Below are 17,358 nucleotides of genomic sequence, written 5' to 3' on the forward strand. Positions count from 1 at the left end.
TTCCACATACAAAGGTCGCTATCAAGGGCTTACAAAAGTGTTAAATAATGTTAATTATTGGTTTATATATGTTTTCGTAGACGTAAGATCTTATGTCTCTACCTTATGCTGGCCTCCCGACTATCGAGATGTCTACTTTTCATAAACATTCTAGATCTTACGTCTCTACCGGATCAATCAATGACAATCACCAACGACAATCCCGGCTTGATCCAATCGTACACAAACTTGGCGTGGGAAGAAGCATTGCGCACGCACATGTGCGAACGAGGGGTCGTCCCCAGGCTCCAACTGTACTCTACGATCTGTCCTTTGGGATTATTGACAGGTACACCGTGGATATATGCGCCATTGGTAAATCTACTGGCCCAAGGTGCAAATCCTTCGATACTGGTCGTACCATCCCTATAATAGAACATTTTGGTTTTCTGCTCTTGTAGCACAAAGATACCTGTGGGCGTCTCCATGGCATAGGGTGGTGCATGTCTACCCGTAGTCGCCGGGTTCATACTGCGTACGATCCAGCCATTGTCGGCATGTTCCAAGGCACATATATTCTGATTGGTCACATCGACGACGACGACATGTCTGAAGGTAGCAGTATCGCCGATGGGTTTCACATAGCGCTTGGGGATATCCCACTCACCTTCAAAATTTGTCAGTCCCTTTATCTTGACCATAGCCAAGGTGTCGGCCGAAAGATACTTGACCAGAGAGCCATCCCTTGCATAGATCGTAGGGAGTTTTGTCTCTCCCTCTTTATAAAGGGGAGCAGATTGATAGCGTTCCGTGCCTAAGGTATCGGACACTCTTTTGTAGGCATTTCTTTTGAAATTGGCTACCGTGGGAGCTTCTCCATTTTTATTTTTGTAATTGACGATAATGCCATAATCGTTGTGTTCTCGTTGGAAATTTTCGATGTAGGCCAACCGTTCTTTTATCTTGTCCCATTGAAAAACCCTAAAAGTATCTTTGTATTCGTATTTGTCCTCTAATGTGTATTTTTCAAATAACAAGTCTTTGGCCAGAACAATATCGTCCGCCGTACGGGGACGCTTCCGTTCCTCTTCTTCGGCTTTCCGCACTCGTTCTATGGAATCTTGTTTTGCTTTATCTTCTGCATCAACATTTTGGGGCTGTGTCCTTTGACAAGACACCATAGTCAATACGATTGCAGAAAAGAGTAGGGGGAGGGTGTATCTCATAAAGACAAATTAATAGTCGTTTGTTCTAATCTGACCAAACTTACATAAATTCATTTTTATATGCAATATAGTTGAGACCGCATATAAAATGGATTTATGTAATTCTCCTCTACCTTTGAAAGCCTATTTTATAGAGGAAATATATCAAAATATTATATGATAGGAAATAACTTGGTTTCCATTTCTCTTGGAAACAACTGCAATCGATCAAAAAAAAGCTTATTTTGTTCATTTTCTTCAAGTAAATACGAGATGAACAGTTTGCCCTGCATGGTTTTCATCTCATAGTATCCCAGCAACAGTCCATTGTTTTTTTGCACAGCCCTGATTTCTCTCAGATTGCTAACGTCTCTATTCAAATTGAATGAAAATTCTTTTTGTCCTTTTGATGACTGTATTTCAACTTCATTCGATTTGGGATTGAAAAAAATCTGCTGTCGTCTGTTAGCCTTGATGTGGTTGAATAGGATGAAATATTGTCCAATCAGATACAGACTGATGGGCAATAAGAGTAAAGCTATCTTGAATTTTGCCGTCACCAACAGGATGAGGATCAGTAGGACAAAGCCAATGCCTACAGAAAATAAGGTCTGCCGTACCGCTCTTTTCAATGTCCTGGTATCTATCCTGACTTCCAGCCAATCGGAGGCATGTAAATATGTGGTCGGACGACTGCTGACAAAGCCGAGCCTTCTGACAATGAAAAAGATCAGTATACCTAATAGGGCAGCTATGAAAATAACCTTGAACACGCTGTAATACTAATATTGTTCGTTTTCGTTGGGATAGTCCAGTGCTTTGACATCAGCTACATACTGTGCTGTAGCTTTGGCGATATCGTCAAACAGATGCAGGTACTGTCGCAGAAATTTTGGTTTGAAGTCTTTTGTCAAGCCCAGCATATCATTGACGACCAATACCTGTCCATCGCAACCATTACCGGCACCTATACCAATAGTTGGAATATGCAGGCTTTGACTGACTTCTGTAGCCAGTTTTGCCGGTATTTTTTCCAATACAATGGCAAAGCATCCTGCATCCTGCAACGCGAGAGCATCCGATTTTAGCTTGCTCGCCTCGGCTTCTTCCTTAGCCCGCACGCCAAAATCTCCAAATTGGTAGATGGACTGTGGGGTCAATCCTAAATGTCCGCAGACCGGAATCCCGGCGCGAACTATTTTTTTGATATTGTCGATGATTTCTATACCACCTTCCATTTTAAGGGCATGTGCTCCCGATTCCTTCATCATTCTGACAGCAGCTTCATAGGCTTTTTCGGTCGATCCCTGATAGGTTCCGAAAGGCAGATCGACGAGTACCATGGCTCTTTTTGTGGCACGACTGACAGCCGAAGCATGGTAGATCATGTGGTCCAGGGACATCGGTAAAGTGGTTTCATATCCTGCAAAAACATTGGCTGCAGAGTCACCTACCAATATGACATCGATACCTCCTTCGTCAAGGGCTCTTGCAGTGGAAAAATCGTACCCGGTCAACATGCTTATCTTTTCACCACGAAGTTTCATATCCTTGATGGTGGAGGTGGTGACGCGCTTGATAATTTTATTTACCGACATAGTTTTTTGTTTTACTGCAAAAATAGGAATAAATCTTATCAATGTTGTAGGGGCGAAAAATCTTTCGCCCAAATAACGGACAAATTATCATTTGCCCCTACATAAGTAAACCTACTAAGAATATGCGCTACTATTGTTGTATGGATTTCATTTGGGTTTTGCTATTTTTGCACTATGATTCAAAACGAAGTCCGTGCATTCAAGTTTCCAAAATTCAACGAACTGATTATCCACGAAGATGACAATTTAATCGTCATAAACAAGCCTCCCTTCGTTGCTTCACTAGACCAAAGGGAAGGAGGGGAGATCAATATCTTACGACTGGCCAAGAAATATCATGCCGATGCACAGGTATGTCACCGCTTGGACAAGGATACCTCTGGTGTCCTGCTCATTGCCAAAAATCCCGAAACATACCGGTTGGTTTCGATAGAGTTTGAAAAAAGGAGGGTAAACAAGATTTATCACGCCATCATAGAGGGTACACATGTATTCGAAAACCTAAAAGTGGACCTTCCTATATTGAACCAGGGAAACAAGAATGTCAGTATAGATCGTGCAAACGGAAAACCCGCAGAGACGATCTTCAACAGTATGCGTTATTTCAAGCATTATACATTGGTCGAATGCAAACCTATTACGGGTCGTATGCACCAGATACGTATACATCTGGCTACGCAGCGCGCGGCAATAGTAGGAGACACGATGTACAGAGGCAAGCCTGTCTATCTGTCCCAAATCAAAAAACGTGGATTTACCATGTCCAAAGGCGAGGAGGAGATGCCGATCATGAAGCGCTTTGCGCTCCACTCCAGGTCTGTAGAATTTGCCATCGATGGCAAACATTATGCTTTCGAAGCCGAATATCCAAAAGATTTTGCTACCTTACTGAAACAATTGGAAAAATTTGACACGTAAAAAAATGAAAACCATACAAAAACTAATCGCTCTGTGTGCCATAGGATATTTTCTGGCTGCTTGTACAAACAGCTCTACAAACAAAATATCAAGAGATGCTGTCGATGGTATAGCACAAGACACTATAAAAGAAGATATTAAAAATACCGATAACGAAGAAATTACGGTATCAGCCCGGTTCAAAGATGAAGCAGGAAACCCCGTCAATACGGCAGAATTAAAAGGAAAAGTAGTTTTCATCAATTTTTGGGCGACCTGGTGCCCACCTTGCCGCAAGGAGATGCCCTCTATACAAGCATTGTACGACAAGTTTAAAACCAATGAAAACATTGTTTTTCTGATCGTCGAAATAGAGCATGATGTAGAAGGTACAAAGAAGTTTCTGGCTGACCAGAATCTATCGCTCCCCATCTATTATCCCGAAGGTGATATCCCACAGGATTGGTTGGGTGGAGCTATCCCTACAACGGTGATTTTGGACAAGACGGGAAAATTGGCTGCCAAACAAGAAGGCATGTATGATTTCTCAACAAAATCTGTAGAAGACTTTATACAAAACCTTATCAATCAGTAAGAGCAATAATGACTAGACAAGAGCTGATACAGCAGATAAAAGAGAAGAAATCCTTTTTGTGTGTGGGATTGGATACCGATATCACCAAGATTCCGGAGCATCTACTCGCCGAAGAGGATCCTATATTTACGTTCAACAAAGCCATTATCGACGCGACCGAAGATCTATGCGTGGCCTATAAACCCAATATAGCATTTTACGAGAGCTATGGCGTCAGTGGCTGGAAATCTCTGCAAAAAACATGGCAGGCCTTGCCCAAATCATGTTTCAGCATAGCTGATGCCAAGAGAGGCGATATCGGCAATACGTCCAAGATGTATGCACAGGCATTCTTTGACCAGACTTTGTCGGGCATGAGCTTTGACTCGATTACGATAGCTCCTTATATGGGACGGGATTCGGTCACGCCATTTTTGGATTTCGAGGGAAAATGGGCTATTGTATTGGCGTTGACTTCCAACGAAGGAAGCAAGGATTTTCAAAACTTCGCCAATAAGGCAGATAAACAACTGTTTGAAGAAGTCATCGATAAGGTTAATACCTGGAGCAAACCGGAAAATCTAATGTATGTCGTCGGAGCCACACGTGGCGAAGCTTTCCTTAAAATACGTGAACATGCTCCCGACCACTTCCTTTTGGTACCGGGAGTAGGCGCACAGGGCGGTTCTTTGCAGGAGGTATGCCAGTACGGTATGAACAAGGATTGCGGCCTCTTGGTCAACAGTACACGGGGCATCATCTATGCTTCGCAGGGCAAGGATTTTGCAGAAAAGGCGAGAGAAGAAGCGCTTAAACTACAGCAAGAAATGGAAGCAGAATTACTGAAGGCAGGGATTATTTAAATTTTCCCTGCACATACATATTATTGTGCAGGGAAGTTTTGAGCGTTTTTTATCTCTTCAATTTGTAAGGTATGCCTTGCCGTATGGCCTGCAATAAACAAAAGTGATTGATAGGCGTCCGTAGCTCCTGCAGGCGAATCGCTAACACGATTTCGCAACTCTTCCAAAGGTGTATTGTTGATAAAAGACAAAATTTCAGTACGCTGCGCTTCTAGATCCTGCAATGCTTGTTTGGCATCGTCATACTTTCCTTTTCCGATCAACATTTCCGGCGCTTTATATTTTTCGCTTCGGTCCGTCACCATGGCTATGATATCTTTGTCGGAAAGCTTAATTTCTGCTCTCCGTTCCGGGTTGACAGGTTTATTCATATTTTCTTTTAACATTCCGAAAATCATAGCCTCGGTAAGAATGATATGTTCCAGGCACTGACTGATAGACCAGGCAGTATCAGAGGGTCTGAAATGCAACTGACCAGCACTTAGATCCGAAACATTATTTTTGAGATCGTCCATTGTTTTCTGGTAATAATTCAAGGCAAATGCCCAGTCGTCAGGGCTTTTCTGTTCTTCTAAAATCTTTTTCAGATTTTCCAGTCCACCTTCAAAATCTTTACCCATATCATAAAACAAGCCCATCAAGTTCCATGGATAAGGCGTTTTTCCCGAAATTCCCCACGTCACCTTTGTTTGATCTGGAGAGACCTCTTCTGTAAGTATATATGATTGCGCAGGTTCGCCAAATCCGAAATCGAGTTCGGTTTCCAGTTTTTCGTTGTGCAGCACATTGGTAATGGATTGTGTGCCTTTTCCTACTTTTTTTCCATCCCAACTGTATTTATAACCGACGGTTCCGTCCGTTCCTTCTTCCTTAAATTTTGCTTCAGGATCAGACAGTTGCCAAACACCGTAATTGTCTTGATTTTTGACATACTTGATGTAATCGAAAACCTCCCAACTTGGCTTGTCAATGACGATTTCTCTTTCGCTATGAAACTCTTTAGATACAAACAAGGCCACAAGGAGTGGTATTGCAATGATAATCAGCAATACGATAATGATTCTTTTTAGGATTTTCATTTTGTTCGTTTTTAAATATGGCTCATGAGACTCTATTTGCTTAGATCATTCTACGTAAGCAAGCCCCATATCTCACGATTTAGTAAACGAAATTAAAAATATTTTGATAAAATAAACTTATCCTATGGCAAGAAAATCAAGTTGGATTGAAAATGGGCCTAGTCTTTCTTTAACTAATAAATCCTTTGACATATTGTTGCGTAATCTCGTTTTTGGGATAGAGCAGTACATCCTCTGTCTTTCCAAACTCGACGATTTCGCCATTATAAACAAACAGGATGTAATCCGAAACACGACGCGCCTGGCGTAAGATGTGTGTTACTAATACAATCGTATAGTCTTTTTTGAGTTCGATCAAGAGATTCTCTATGGTCTGTGTGGAGATAGGGTCCAATGCTGATGTGCTTTCGTCACCAAGGATAATCTCCGGCTGTACAGCCAAACCACGGGCGAGGCAAAGGCGCTGTTGTTGCCCGATGGACAAGCCTGTCGCCGAACTGTCCAGACGGTCTTTCACTTCGTCCCAGAGACCCACATTTTTGAGCTGTGTCTCGACGATTTCGGCAAGGACTTTTTTATTTCGCTCTCCATGGATACGAGGTCCATAGGCTATATTGTCAAATATGGACATGGGTAGCGGAAATGGTCTTTGCGACAGCAGGCCCATCTTTTTACGGATATGTGTGACTTCCGCATCTTTGGCATAAATATCTTCGCCATTGACCAGTACCGAACCGGATACCGCTACATTCTTGCTGTCGTCCATCAGTCGGTTGAGCGTTTTGAGCAACGTGGTCTTGCCACAGCCCGACGGCCCGATGATCGACGTAACGGAATTGTTCGGTATATCCAGATTAATATTCTTCAGAATATGCTTTCCTTCGATATGTACATTCAAATCCTTGATTTGTATGTGCGGTGCAGCAGGAAGGATTATATCTTGTGTTTCTTCTGTTTCGATGCCAGGATATGTGTACATATAACAATGAATAATATAATGAATGTTAATACTAAAGCAGAGGCATAAGCACGTCCCTGCACCTCAGGGATAGGGCTACTCAACTGAAAAAATATGGCCAAGGGCAGGGTAGCGGCCGGTTCGTCGATGTATTTGGGCAGATTGTCGCTAAAGCCTGTGGTCAACAATACTCCAGCCACATCACCGATCGCACGTCCAAATGCCAACAACAGCGCCGTAAAAATCCCCGGTTTGATATATCTCAGCAATATTTTGGCCGTTTCCCATCGCGTCGCTCCCAAAGAGACTGTCACATTTTTCAAATCTACCGGGATAGTCTTTAGCAATTCGTCTATCGTACGTACGACAATAGGGATCGTCAGTAGGGTAATGGTAATGACACCACCAAGCAACGAAGCCCGTATGCCTAACCAGATCATGATACTGAATGCAATAGCACCGTAAACAATAGAAGGTATGCCGAATAGTACGTCGAACAGTAATTTGACCGATCTGGCAAAGAAAGAACCATTTTTGACATACATATTCAGATAGATGGCAATCGGGATACCGATAATACTGGCCAACGCCGTAGAAATACTGGCCAAGTATAAAGAACCCAAAATAGCATTCAATATCCCACCGCTCTTGCCGATATAGAAACCACCTTGCGGAGTTTGGCTGATCATCTCCCAACTCAAATAGGGCAGTCCCTTGTACAATATGATCCCTACGATCAGAAACAGGGAAGCTGTGATGCTAATCCCCGACAATTGCATAAGTATCTTGGCAATTTTTTCCTTTCGTAATCTGCGGTTGACGTGCGACATTATATTTTGTCCTCCAATCTGTTCAATATTAATCTAGAAATAAGATTAAACCCAAAAATAATCACAAACAAAAGCAGTGCAGCAAACATTAAGGCCGAATCATACAACGGAATGGACATCATTTCGCCAAAGTTGTTTGCAATCAATGCCGGAATAGGATACCCTGCATCAAACAGGCTTTTGGGTACCTGCGGGATATTGCCGCACACCATCAGCACAGCGATCGTCTCTCCAAATGCCCTCGATATAGCCAATACAATAGCCGCTATGATACCCGGCTTAGCTTTTTTCAATATGACTTTCTGAATGGTTTCCCATTTTGTGGCTCCTAAAGATAGGGAGGCAAACTTTAGGTCCTGCGGAATCGTCTGCAAGACCTCCACCATAATACTGATCATAATAGGGAAGATCATGACGGCCAGTACGATACCGCCTGAAAAAACAGAATATCCCGTCACAGACAGACCGAATAGGGGAGCGACCCATCCGCCCACAATCGGAACAACAAACAAAACACCCCACACCCCATACAGCACCGGAGGGATAGCGGCCAATACATTCATCAAGGGCAGCACAAAATTGCGCAGGCGAGCCGAAGCATATTCCACCAGATACACCGATGCCAGTATACAGAGCGGAACGGCTATGCATAGAGAAATCAGCGTAACCCAGACGGTACCCATGATAAACGGTAAAAAACCAAAATCTCCTTTGAGTGGAGACCATACACTTTGGCTCAGAATATCCCAGATGCTTTGATCTTGAAGCAGAGGAAGGGATTTTGACCCTAGACCGAAGACAATCAATAAGACCACAGACAAAGCCAGCAACAACAGTAGAGCGGAGACTTTCTGTATAATGGAATCCTTGATCAATCTTATATTCATGACTTAATTTAGGTTTAGTTTATTAAGTTCGGCAGCGCGTTGTTCTTCATTCAGTGGCACATATCCATTTTCCAATAGATAGCCTTGTTGTTCCTTGTCCAAAATAAAACGGATAAATTCTTTGATCAATGGGCTATTATTGTCCTTTCGGATCACAAAGGTCAGCTCACGTGAAGGGGGAGAAGGGTATTTGTGGGTTGCTACGGCATCTGTCAGCTCCTCTAGCGTACCATAAAACTGCTCTTCCGGGTCGATGGTGCCGTTGCGGTCGATATCTATCGGGACCACGGCAATGTTGTCCGTCGTATGAGAAGTGTTAAGATCATATACATAATTGATATTGTTGAATCCGATGGCAAACTTGTTGTCCTTGATGGCTTGTGCCAATCCCGGGTCACCAAAAATACCAACGCCCTTCAATCCTTCCTGGCTTTCCCCAAAAAACTTGGCCCACGTTTCTGCGGCTCCGGCAGCATCCGAACGCACATATATACCGATGCCGTCGTCCGAAAACGCTGGATCTATTGCCTTCCATGTCTTGTATTTCTGCTCTACAAAAATACCCGACAGTTCTTCACGCGTCAGTCCTCTCTGCTGTAAAAGCTTGGTATTGGGATTATTTGGGTTGAATGTCGCCAATACAGCATCCTTGGCCACAAAGATCGGCAAAGCGCCTTTGTCTATCTCTTGTGGGTGTAAATCGCGCGAAACCAACCCTATGTCTACCATGTCAGTCAATACATCCGCAATACCCTTACCTGCTCCTCCGGCCGAAATATTAAAACGTACTTGTGGATGCACTTTTTTGAAATCTTCGCTCCACAATACGACGATAGGGTACAGTGCAAAGGCTCCGGAAATAGAGATATTGCCTCGATATCCATTTTTGGCATCATACCCTTCCTTGACTTTCGGAGCACAGCTATAAGCTACTAATACAAATGCAATACTTATTTTTAATATATAGACAATCCTCATGTAATTTTTATGCGAAAACTACTTCTCAAAAAATTTCTACAAATATATACTAATTTGGTAGATTATGTAGGATTAATATAAATTTATTTTTTAACTTTGTGCCGTTGCTCCCTACATAATAGGGGCAGCACAAATTGTGTGTAGTGAAACTATTAATTTAAGTACAACAAAATTTAAGTATGCTTAGCTTTCGAACAGAATTAGAGAATCCAGTTGTCCCACAGGAAATCATTGATTTGGAAAAAAATATCCGAGCCTATAGAGAGGGGAAGATAGTAGAGGACAAGTTCAAGTCATTACGCTTGGCACGTGGTATCTATGGTCAACGTCAGCCGGGAGTACAAATGGTACGCATCAAGATCCCATTCGGTAAGCTGACATTCAAACAGTTACTTAAGATTGCGGATGTATCTGACGAATATGCATCTTCAAACCTGCATTTCACCACACGTCAAGATATCCAGATACATTATGTGAGTCTAGATAGAACTCCAGAACTTTGGGCCAAATTATCTGAAGACGACATCACAATCCGTGAAGCCTGTAGCAATACCGTACGGAATGTTACAGCCTCATGTATTGCCGGAATAGATCCTAAGGAACCTTTCGATGTAGCGCCTTATGCACATGGCTTCTTCAAATATTTCCTGGGAAACCCTGTCAGTATGGATCTGGGAAGAAAATTCAAGTTCGGCTTCTCTTCCAGTGAAGAGGATACAGCATTTTCTTTTATCCACGACATAGGTTTTATACCTAAGGTCAAGTATGAGAATGGCGAGGAAATAAGAGGGTTTAAAGTAGTCCTAGGCGGTAGCTTGGGCGCACAGCCTTATATCGGACAGTCGGTCTCTGAGTTTATGCACGAGGATCTGATCATTCCTTTTTCCGAATCTGTGGTACGTGTATTTGGTATATATGGGGAGCGTGCCAACCGGAATAAAGCCCGTTTGAAGTTCTTGTTGAATAAAGTGGGTTTCGACGAGTTTGTAAAAATGGCTGCTGAAGAACAAATAGCCAATAAAGTCAAAACATACAAGATTGATCGGAATACCGTAGAAGAGCCCGTTCTTCCTGAGCCTGTCTTCACAGAAGTAGAAATCCCTGCGGAACGCCAATTGGCCTATGAACTGTGGAGATCTACCAATATATTCGAACAAAAGCAGGCAGGCTATTTCGGTGCTTTTATAAAAGCCAAAACTGGAGACATGTCTACGGATACGGCCAGAAAATTAGTAGCCTCTGTAAGACATATCGTCGCTGATGATATGCGCGTGACGATCAACCAAGGGTTATTGCTTAAATATGTACGGGAGGCTAACCTTCCAGAATTGTTTTTGGCATTGGACGCTTTGGGGTTGACCGAACCGGGGCACGATAGTGTGGCCGACGTGACCACTTGTCCGGGAACAGATACCTGTAACCTAGGTATATCCAATTCTATGGAGCTGTCCAGAGTATTGGAATCGGTCATCTATAACGAATATCCCGATTTTGTCTATAACAAAGAGATCAAGATCAAAATCAGTGGCTGTATGAATAGCTGCGGCCAGCACGGTATTGCACATATAGGTTTTCATGGCAGTTCGATGAAGGTCAACGGAAAGATCATGCCTACGGTACAGGTATTGTTGGGTGGAGGAGCCGTGGGGAATGGCGAGGGGCGTGCCGCCGACAAAGTGATCAAAGTCCCTTCCAAAAGAGCCCCGGAAGTCTTGCGTACGATACTCAATGATTATAGTGATAAAGGAAGCAACTACGAAAGCTTCCTACACTACTACGACGAGTTGGGCAAGGATTATTTCTACCAACTGTTGAAACCCATTGCCGATCAAAGTACCGTGGTAGACGATGAGTTTATAGATTGGGGACAAGATGAAGAATTCATACGAGCTATAGGTGTCGGCGAATGTGCCGGTGTGATCATCGATCTGGTCGCGGCACTGTTGGCAGATTCGGAAGAAAAGCTACATTATGCGGACTTGTCCTTACAGGCTCAAGCCTATGCTGATGCTATCTATCACACCTATACATCCTTTATCAACAGTGCGAAAGCATTATTGCTGGACAAACAAGTACACAGCAGCACTCAAATAGGGATTATCAAGGATTTTGACACTTACTTTATTGAGACAGGTGAATTTAACCTGGGACAAAAAAGTTTTGCCGATGTCGTCCTACAGATCAGTAAAAATGAGCCTACAGAAGAGTTTGCAAAGACCTACTTTGTACAGGCACAACAATTTTTAGAACAAACCAAATTACAGAGGGAAGCTGTATTAGCAAAATAGTCATGCAACAAGATAACAAACATATTGAACCGAAGGTAACATTAGTGGGTGCGGGGCCAGGAGATCCTGATTTGATTACTTTAAAAGGTATAAAAGCTATCCAAAATGCCGATGTCATTCTTTTCGATGCATTGGTCAATGAAAAGATATTGGAATATGCAAAACCATCTTGTACCAAGATATATGTAGGCAAAAGAGCGGAAAGGCTTTCCACCTCACAGGATTATATCAACAAGCTGATGGTAGATTATGCCTTGACTCACGGTCATGTCGTACGGCTGAAGGGAGGCGATCCCTTTGTTTTCGGACGGGGAGGAGAAGAGTTGGACTACGTGCGGCAGTTTGATATTCCCACTGCGGTCGTACCGGGGATTTCCTCGTCTGTAGGATTGACCGGACTGCAGCAGATCCCGTTGACCTATCGGGGCATCAGCGAAAGTTTTTGGGTTATCACAGGATCTACATCAGATGGCAGACTATCCGATGACGTACACAAAGCCGTCAAGACCAATGCTACAGTAGTCATATTGATGGGATACTCTAAAATCCAACAAATCATAACTTTATATCAAGAAAATGGAAAAGGCGATTTGCCTATTGCCTTGATCCAAAATGGTTCTCTACCCAATGAACGCGTTGCCGTAGGTACGGTAAATACGATCTTGGAAGAAGTGCATAAAAACCTTTTGGGAGTACCGGCAATCATTGTATTGGGAGAGGTGGTGAGCAAACACATGTCTTTCAAAAAATTACGTCAGGATATCCAACATTTAGAAGTATAGTCTACGTGAACACCTTGTTTCCGATATATGTCAAGATGGATCAGATACAGACCTTATTGGTCGGTGCCGGTCCTGTGGGTTTGGAAAAATTGCAGGCCGTATTCCGCAATTCTCCTCAGGCAAAGGTACATATCGTCGCCGAAAGGGTGGAGGCAGAGGTCAGAGAATTCATAGCGGGGAAAAAAACAGTTACCCTCAGTCAACGTAGGTTTGAGGAAAACGATCTCGAAAATGTAGACCTGGTTATTTTGGCGACCAACAATACAGTGCTGAATGATAGCATACGACGATTGACGACAGCACGGCATATCCTGCTCAATGTTGCCGATAAGCCTGATCTATGTGATTTTTATCTTGGTTCTGTCGTTCAAAAAGGTAACTTGAAAATCGGCATCTCGACCAATGGCAAATCACCGACGATGGCAAAGCGATTGAAGGAGTTCTTAAACGATATTCTGCCCGAAGAGATCGACGAAACCTTGACACTGATGCAACAGATGCGTGATCAGCTAAAAGGAGATTTTCAGCAAAAGATAAAAGCGCTCAATGCACATACGGAAGGATTGGTCCGTAAACAAAAGACGAATCAAACCACATAGCAAAAGGGCAAAAACAAAAAAGTGTAGAAAGAAAGTGAATTTCCCACATAGGAGTGTCTATGTGGTTAATTAAAAGAGAGATGATAGCGGAGTTAAAAAGAGATTTAGAAACGTTGGACGCACAGCAAATCGTGAGGTATATCTCGGACAGGTATGGCGAAAAAACTGTTTTTTCCACGTCTTTTGGTATAGAAGACCAAGTCATCACACATTTGCTGGCTGAAAATCAGACAAAAGCCTCTATTTTCACGTTGGAGACAGGCAGATTATTTCCCGAAACCTACTACGTCTGGAACAGGACGCTGGAAAAGTATAAGTTGCCTATCAAAGCCTATTATCCCAATACAGCAGCTGTAGAACGTATGGTCACGGAGAAAGGACCGTCCAGTTTCTATGAAAGCGTGGAAAACCGCAAGGAATGCTGTTATATCCGCAAGATAGAACCTCTGAAAAGAGCAATACAAGGCTTTGAAGTGTGGATTACAGGAATACGTGCAGAGCAATCGGCCAATAGGGAGGATATGGATTTTGTGGAATGGGACGAAGCAAACCGAATCATCAAAGTACACCCCTTATTCCACTGGACACTAACAGACGTAGAGGATTTTCTGAAACTGTACAACATACCCTACAATCCATTGCATGACAAAGGCTTCCCCAGTATTGGTTGTCAGCCTTGTACGCGAGCTATCCAACCCGGAGAAGATTTCAGAGCCGGCAGATGGTGGTGGGAGGATAGAAGTAAAAAGGAATGTGGACTACACGCCACAAAGTAAAAAAGTAATTTAAAAATATAAGAATTTGGAGATTTGAACATGAAAATCCATAATTCTTAATTTATAATTTGTAATTAAATAAATGGATTATTTAGATCATTTAGAGGCCGAAGCAATTTATATCCTTCGAGAAGTAGCAGGACAATTTGAAAATCCAGCCTTATTGTTTTCCGGGGGCAAGGACAGCATTACCTTGGTACATTTGGCTAAAAAAGCCTTTAGGCCAGGAAAATTCCCGTTTCCTTTGGTACACATCGATACGGGACACAATTTTCCCGAAACGATACAATTTCGAGACTGGCTGATCGAACAGACGGGAGAGAAGCTGATCGTGGGATCGGTGCAGGATAGTATCGACCAAGGAAAAGTCATCGAGCAAAAAGGTAAAAATGCAAGTAGAAATCCCTTACAGACCGTGACGCTACTGGACACCATCGAAAGGCACGGTTTTGATGCCTGTATAGGAGGTGCCCGCCGTGACGAAGAAAAAGCCAGGGCAAAGGAGCGTATCTTTTCTGTCCGGGACGAATTTGGTCAATGGGATCCCAAAAGACAAAGACCCGAATTGTGGAGTATATTCAACGGTAAGATCCATAAAGGCGAAAATGTACGTGTATTCCCCATATCCAATTGGACAGAACTGGATGTCTGGAACTACATCAAACGCGAAAAAATCGCACTTCCATCCATCTATTTCAGCCACGAAAGAGATGTCGTCTGGCGCAATGGCCAATGGATGGCAGCCGACCCTTGTCTCAATTTGGATGAAGAAGATATTATAGAACATAAATCAGTTCGCTTTAGGACAGTAGGAGATATGACCTGTACTGCTGCTGTAAGCTCTGTAGCAACAGAACTAGATGATATTATAGCTGAAATCAAAGCCTCAACAGTCAGTGAAAGGGGAGCACGTATGGACGACAAGGTCTCCGAAGCAGCTATGGAAGAAAGAAAGAAACAAGGGTATTTTTAAAAAAGATATGCGTAGTGCGTATAGCGTATTGAGATTTTTAAGATACGCAATACTCACTACGCAATACGCAATACTAAGAAAAATGAACATACTTAAATTTATAACGGCAGGATCCGTAGACGATGGCAAAAGTACGCTGATCGGCCGATTGCTATACGATACAAACTCTATTTTGGACGACCAATTGGAAGCCATCCAAAAGGCAAACCGTAAGAATGACGATGGTACGGTAGATTTGGCTATTTTGACCGATGGGCTTAAAGCCGAACGGGAGCAGGGTATTACCATCGACGTCGCTTACAAATACTTTCAGACTGAAAAGCGTAAGTTTATCATTGCAGATGCCCCCGGACATATCCAATACACCCGCAACATGGTGACCGGAGCATCCAATTCCGATCTGATCATCATCCTGATCGATGCGCGCAAAGGCGTCATCGAACAGACGAAACGACATTCTTTTATTGCAAAATTACTGTCGCTAAAACAAGTATTGGTCTGTGTCAACAAAATGGATATGGTTGATTATGAGCAAGCTGTATTCGAAAATATCAAAACAGATTATTTACAGTTGGCCCAGAAACTGGAATTGCAACATGTAGATTTCATTCCTGTATCAGCCCTTAAAGGCGATAATATTGTAGAGGAATCTTCCCGTATGCCTTGGTACAATGGGCCTACGATATTGGAATATTTAGAAAACATTGATTTTCAAGATGATAATCGATCGACCTGGCGTTTTCCTGTCCAATGGGTTATTAGACCGCAGACAGCTGAGTTACCGGACTATAGGGGATATGCTGGACGTGTATTGGGAGAGGGGCTAAAGGTCGGCGAAGAGGTCCTTATCTTGCCAAGTGGTGTCAAAAGTAGCATAAAAAGCATCGAATTGGATCAAAAGGAGTTTCCGTATGCCGAGAATGGACAATCTGTCATCTTACATTTAGCAGACGATGTCGATATATCCCGTGGTGATTTTATCGTCAGCGCAGCTAAACCGACACATCTTGAGCGATCTTTTGAAGCCAATATCTCATGGTTTGAAAATAAACCACTGGATACCAACCAAGTTTATCTGTTGCAAAACCAGACAAAAACTACAAAAATCAAAGTTCCTAAAATTCTGTTCAAATATGATGTCAATACACAAGAACGTACCTATGACGAAGAAATACGCTTGAACGATATCGGCCGAATATTGGTTAAAGCTGCTGAAGAAATCGTTTTTGATCTGAACAGGGATTTTCCAGAGAATGCGCGGGCTATTATCATCGATCCGCGCAATAACCTAACTGTAGGTGCCTTGACCGTTGAAGAACTCGTTTAAGTAAAATAAACCCAACATATACCATAATGCATAAAGACCTCCAAGCCATTTCGTTTGGAGGTCTTTTTTGTAAAAAGGGGTGTTCTCAATTTTATATTTAACATAATATAAATTATATGACATTGTATAACAAAAGCTTCTGATGCAAAGTACAACTCAAAAGTTTTGGTTCAAATATATAATGAAAAGGTTCCATCCCATCCCGGCTTTTCACACTCGCTGAAATTTCAAAATAAAGATGCTTCCTCTTTTTGAACAATTTCCAATACTTTGTTTGTTCCTGCTGCTTTTGACAAAAAGCTATCACCGCATCTTCTTTTTCCTTTGCATTTAGTGGTGCTTTTTGTGGTAATTTGGGATCTTCTGACAAAAGATCATTTGAAGATTGCAAAGTAATCGATACTTCAGCTCCATCATTAATGATGATGCGCCTCTTTGTAGCTTTATCATACAGGTTACCAAACTTGTATATGGCATCTATTTGATCTCTCCCCAAAAAACTGGAGTATTTAGAAGTAGAGAATTCGTTTATGAATTACTAATTTTAAACGGGAGGAATATCCATGAAAAAATCAAAGTTTACCGAAGCGCAGATCGCCTTTGCCATCAAGCAGGCCGAGACCGGTACACGCGTCGAGGAAGTGTGCCGCAAAATGGGAATCAGTGAAGCCACTTTCTACAACTGGAAGAAGAAATATGGTGGCTTAGGGGTAGCTGAACTGCGCCGTCTCCGGCAGCTTGAAGAGGAGAATGCTCAATTAAAAA

19 protein-coding genes are annotated in these 17,358 nt (G+C 42.6%); 10 read left to right on the forward strand and 9 right to left on the reverse strand.

What is annotated here, in order from left to right; genetic code table 11:
* Window positions 1–173: 173 nt before the first annotated feature.
* The 3 genes from G5B00_RS06520 to panB all read right to left on the reverse strand — a co-directional run bounded on the left by G5B00_RS06520 (window position 174) and on the right by panB (window position 2,782).
* The gene (locus tag G5B00_RS06520) at window positions 174–1,205 is read right to left on the reverse strand and encodes a L,D-transpeptidase (protein ID WP_163872458.1); all 1,032 of its coding nucleotides are present in this window, start codon (window positions 1,203–1,205) and stop codon (window positions 174–176) included.
* 152 nt (window positions 1,206–1,357) lie between these two features.
* Window positions 1,358–1,957 (reverse strand): hypothetical protein, encoded by a 600-nt coding sequence (locus G5B00_RS06525; protein ID WP_163872459.1) that lies wholly within the window; start codon window positions 1,955–1,957, stop codon window positions 1,358–1,360.
* A gap of 9 nt (window positions 1,958–1,966) precedes the next feature.
* Window positions 1,967–2,782, reverse strand: coding sequence for a 3-methyl-2-oxobutanoate hydroxymethyltransferase (panB, locus tag G5B00_RS06530; protein ID WP_163872460.1), 816 nt, complete (start codon window positions 2,780–2,782; stop codon window positions 1,967–1,969).
* A gap of 174 nt (window positions 2,783–2,956) precedes the next feature.
* On the opposite strand from panB, the gene G5B00_RS06535 reads away from it, so the two are divergent.
* Genes G5B00_RS06535 through pyrF form a run of 3 tightly spaced genes read left to right on the forward strand, consistent with a single transcriptional unit; the run spans window position 2,957 to window position 5,116 of the window.
* Window positions 2,957–3,700, forward strand: coding sequence for an RluA family pseudouridine synthase (locus tag G5B00_RS06535; protein WP_163872461.1), 744 nt, complete (start codon window positions 2,957–2,959; stop codon window positions 3,698–3,700).
* A gap of 4 nt (window positions 3,701–3,704) precedes the next feature.
* The gene (locus G5B00_RS06540; RefSeq protein ID WP_163872462.1) at window positions 3,705–4,274 is read left to right on the forward strand and encodes a TlpA family protein disulfide reductase; all 570 of its coding nucleotides are present in this window, start codon (window positions 3,705–3,707) and stop codon (window positions 4,272–4,274) included.
* A gap of 8 nt (window positions 4,275–4,282) precedes the next feature.
* A complete protein-coding gene (gene pyrF, locus G5B00_RS06545) occupies window positions 4,283–5,116 on the forward strand; it encodes an orotidine-5'-phosphate decarboxylase (RefSeq protein ID WP_163872463.1) in 834 nt (277 codons plus the stop codon).
* A gap of 20 nt (window positions 5,117–5,136) precedes the next feature.
* Here pyrF and G5B00_RS18000 read toward each other — a convergent pair whose 3' ends face one another.
* The 5 genes from G5B00_RS18000 to G5B00_RS06570 all read right to left on the reverse strand — a co-directional run bounded on the left by G5B00_RS18000 (window position 5,137) and on the right by G5B00_RS06570 (window position 9,848).
* A complete protein-coding gene (locus G5B00_RS18000) occupies window positions 5,137–6,195 on the reverse strand; it encodes a DinB family protein (protein ID WP_205966329.1) in 1,059 nt (352 codons plus the stop codon).
* Between the two features lie 169 nt (window positions 6,196–6,364).
* The gene (locus G5B00_RS06555) at window positions 6,365–7,174 is read right to left on the reverse strand and encodes a phosphate ABC transporter ATP-binding protein (RefSeq protein ID WP_163872464.1); all 810 of its coding nucleotides are present in this window, start codon (window positions 7,172–7,174) and stop codon (window positions 6,365–6,367) included.
* Complete coding sequence (locus G5B00_RS06560; protein ID WP_163872465.1) at window positions 7,129–7,983, reverse strand: PstA family ABC transporter permease; 855 nt, start codon at window positions 7,981–7,983, stop codon at window positions 7,129–7,131. The genes G5B00_RS06555 and G5B00_RS06560 overlap by 46 nt, the downstream gene beginning before the upstream one ends.
* Window positions 7,983–8,870, reverse strand: a complete 888-nt coding sequence (gene pstC, locus G5B00_RS06565) for a phosphate ABC transporter permease subunit PstC (protein ID WP_163872466.1) — start codon at window positions 8,868–8,870, stop codon at window positions 7,983–7,985. Before pstC ends, G5B00_RS06560 begins: the two co-directional genes overlap by 1 nt.
* 3 nt (window positions 8,871–8,873) lie before the next feature.
* A complete protein-coding gene (locus tag G5B00_RS06570; RefSeq protein ID WP_163872467.1) occupies window positions 8,874–9,848 on the reverse strand; it encodes a PstS family phosphate ABC transporter substrate-binding protein in 975 nt (324 codons plus the stop codon).
* A 179-nt stretch (window positions 9,849–10,027) separates the two neighbouring features.
* On the opposite strand from G5B00_RS06570, the gene G5B00_RS06575 reads away from it, so the two are divergent.
* The 6 genes from G5B00_RS06575 (at window position 10,028) to G5B00_RS06600 (ending at window position 16,593) form a co-directional block, all read left to right on the forward strand.
* Complete coding sequence (locus G5B00_RS06575) at window positions 10,028–12,136, forward strand: HEPN domain-containing protein (protein ID WP_163872468.1); 2,109 nt, start codon at window positions 10,028–10,030, stop codon at window positions 12,134–12,136.
* 2 nt (window positions 12,137–12,138) lie between these two features.
* Entirely contained in the window at window positions 12,139–12,918 is a 780-nt protein-coding gene (gene cobA / locus G5B00_RS06580; RefSeq protein ID WP_163872469.1) for a uroporphyrinogen-III C-methyltransferase, read from the forward strand.
* Window positions 12,919–12,923: 5 nt separating this feature from the next.
* Complete coding sequence (locus tag G5B00_RS06585) at window positions 12,924–13,517, forward strand: bifunctional precorrin-2 dehydrogenase/sirohydrochlorin ferrochelatase (RefSeq protein WP_163872470.1); 594 nt, start codon at window positions 12,924–12,926, stop codon at window positions 13,515–13,517.
* 59 nt (window positions 13,518–13,576) lie between these two features.
* Complete coding sequence (locus tag G5B00_RS06590; protein WP_240894411.1) at window positions 13,577–14,293, forward strand: phosphoadenylyl-sulfate reductase; 717 nt, start codon at window positions 13,577–13,579, stop codon at window positions 14,291–14,293.
* An 82-nt stretch (window positions 14,294–14,375) separates the two neighbouring features.
* Window positions 14,376–15,266 (forward strand): sulfate adenylyltransferase subunit CysD, encoded by an 891-nt coding sequence (gene cysD / locus G5B00_RS06595; protein WP_163872471.1) that lies wholly within the window; start codon window positions 14,376–14,378, stop codon window positions 15,264–15,266.
* A gap of 82 nt (window positions 15,267–15,348) precedes the next feature.
* Window positions 15,349–16,593, forward strand: a complete 1,245-nt coding sequence (locus tag G5B00_RS06600) for a sulfate adenylyltransferase subunit 1 (protein WP_205966330.1) — start codon at window positions 15,349–15,351, stop codon at window positions 16,591–16,593.
* 112 nt (window positions 16,594–16,705) lie between these two features.
* Here the strand turns inward: G5B00_RS06600 and G5B00_RS06605 are convergent, their stop codons facing one another.
* Entirely contained in the window at window positions 16,706–17,089 is a 384-nt protein-coding gene (locus tag G5B00_RS06605; RefSeq protein ID WP_163872473.1) for a hypothetical protein, read from the reverse strand.
* A 67-nt stretch (window positions 17,090–17,156) separates the two neighbouring features.
* Between G5B00_RS06605 and G5B00_RS06610 the strand changes: the two genes are divergently transcribed.
* Window positions 17,157–17,358, forward strand: a 202-nt coding sequence (locus G5B00_RS06610; RefSeq protein ID WP_163872474.1) for a transposase, incomplete at its 3' end; no start/stop codon positions are given.

Source organism: Parapedobacter sp. SGR-10, assembly GCF_011030405.1.
GTDB lineage: Bacteria > Bacteroidota > Bacteroidia > Sphingobacteriales > Sphingobacteriaceae > Sphingobacterium.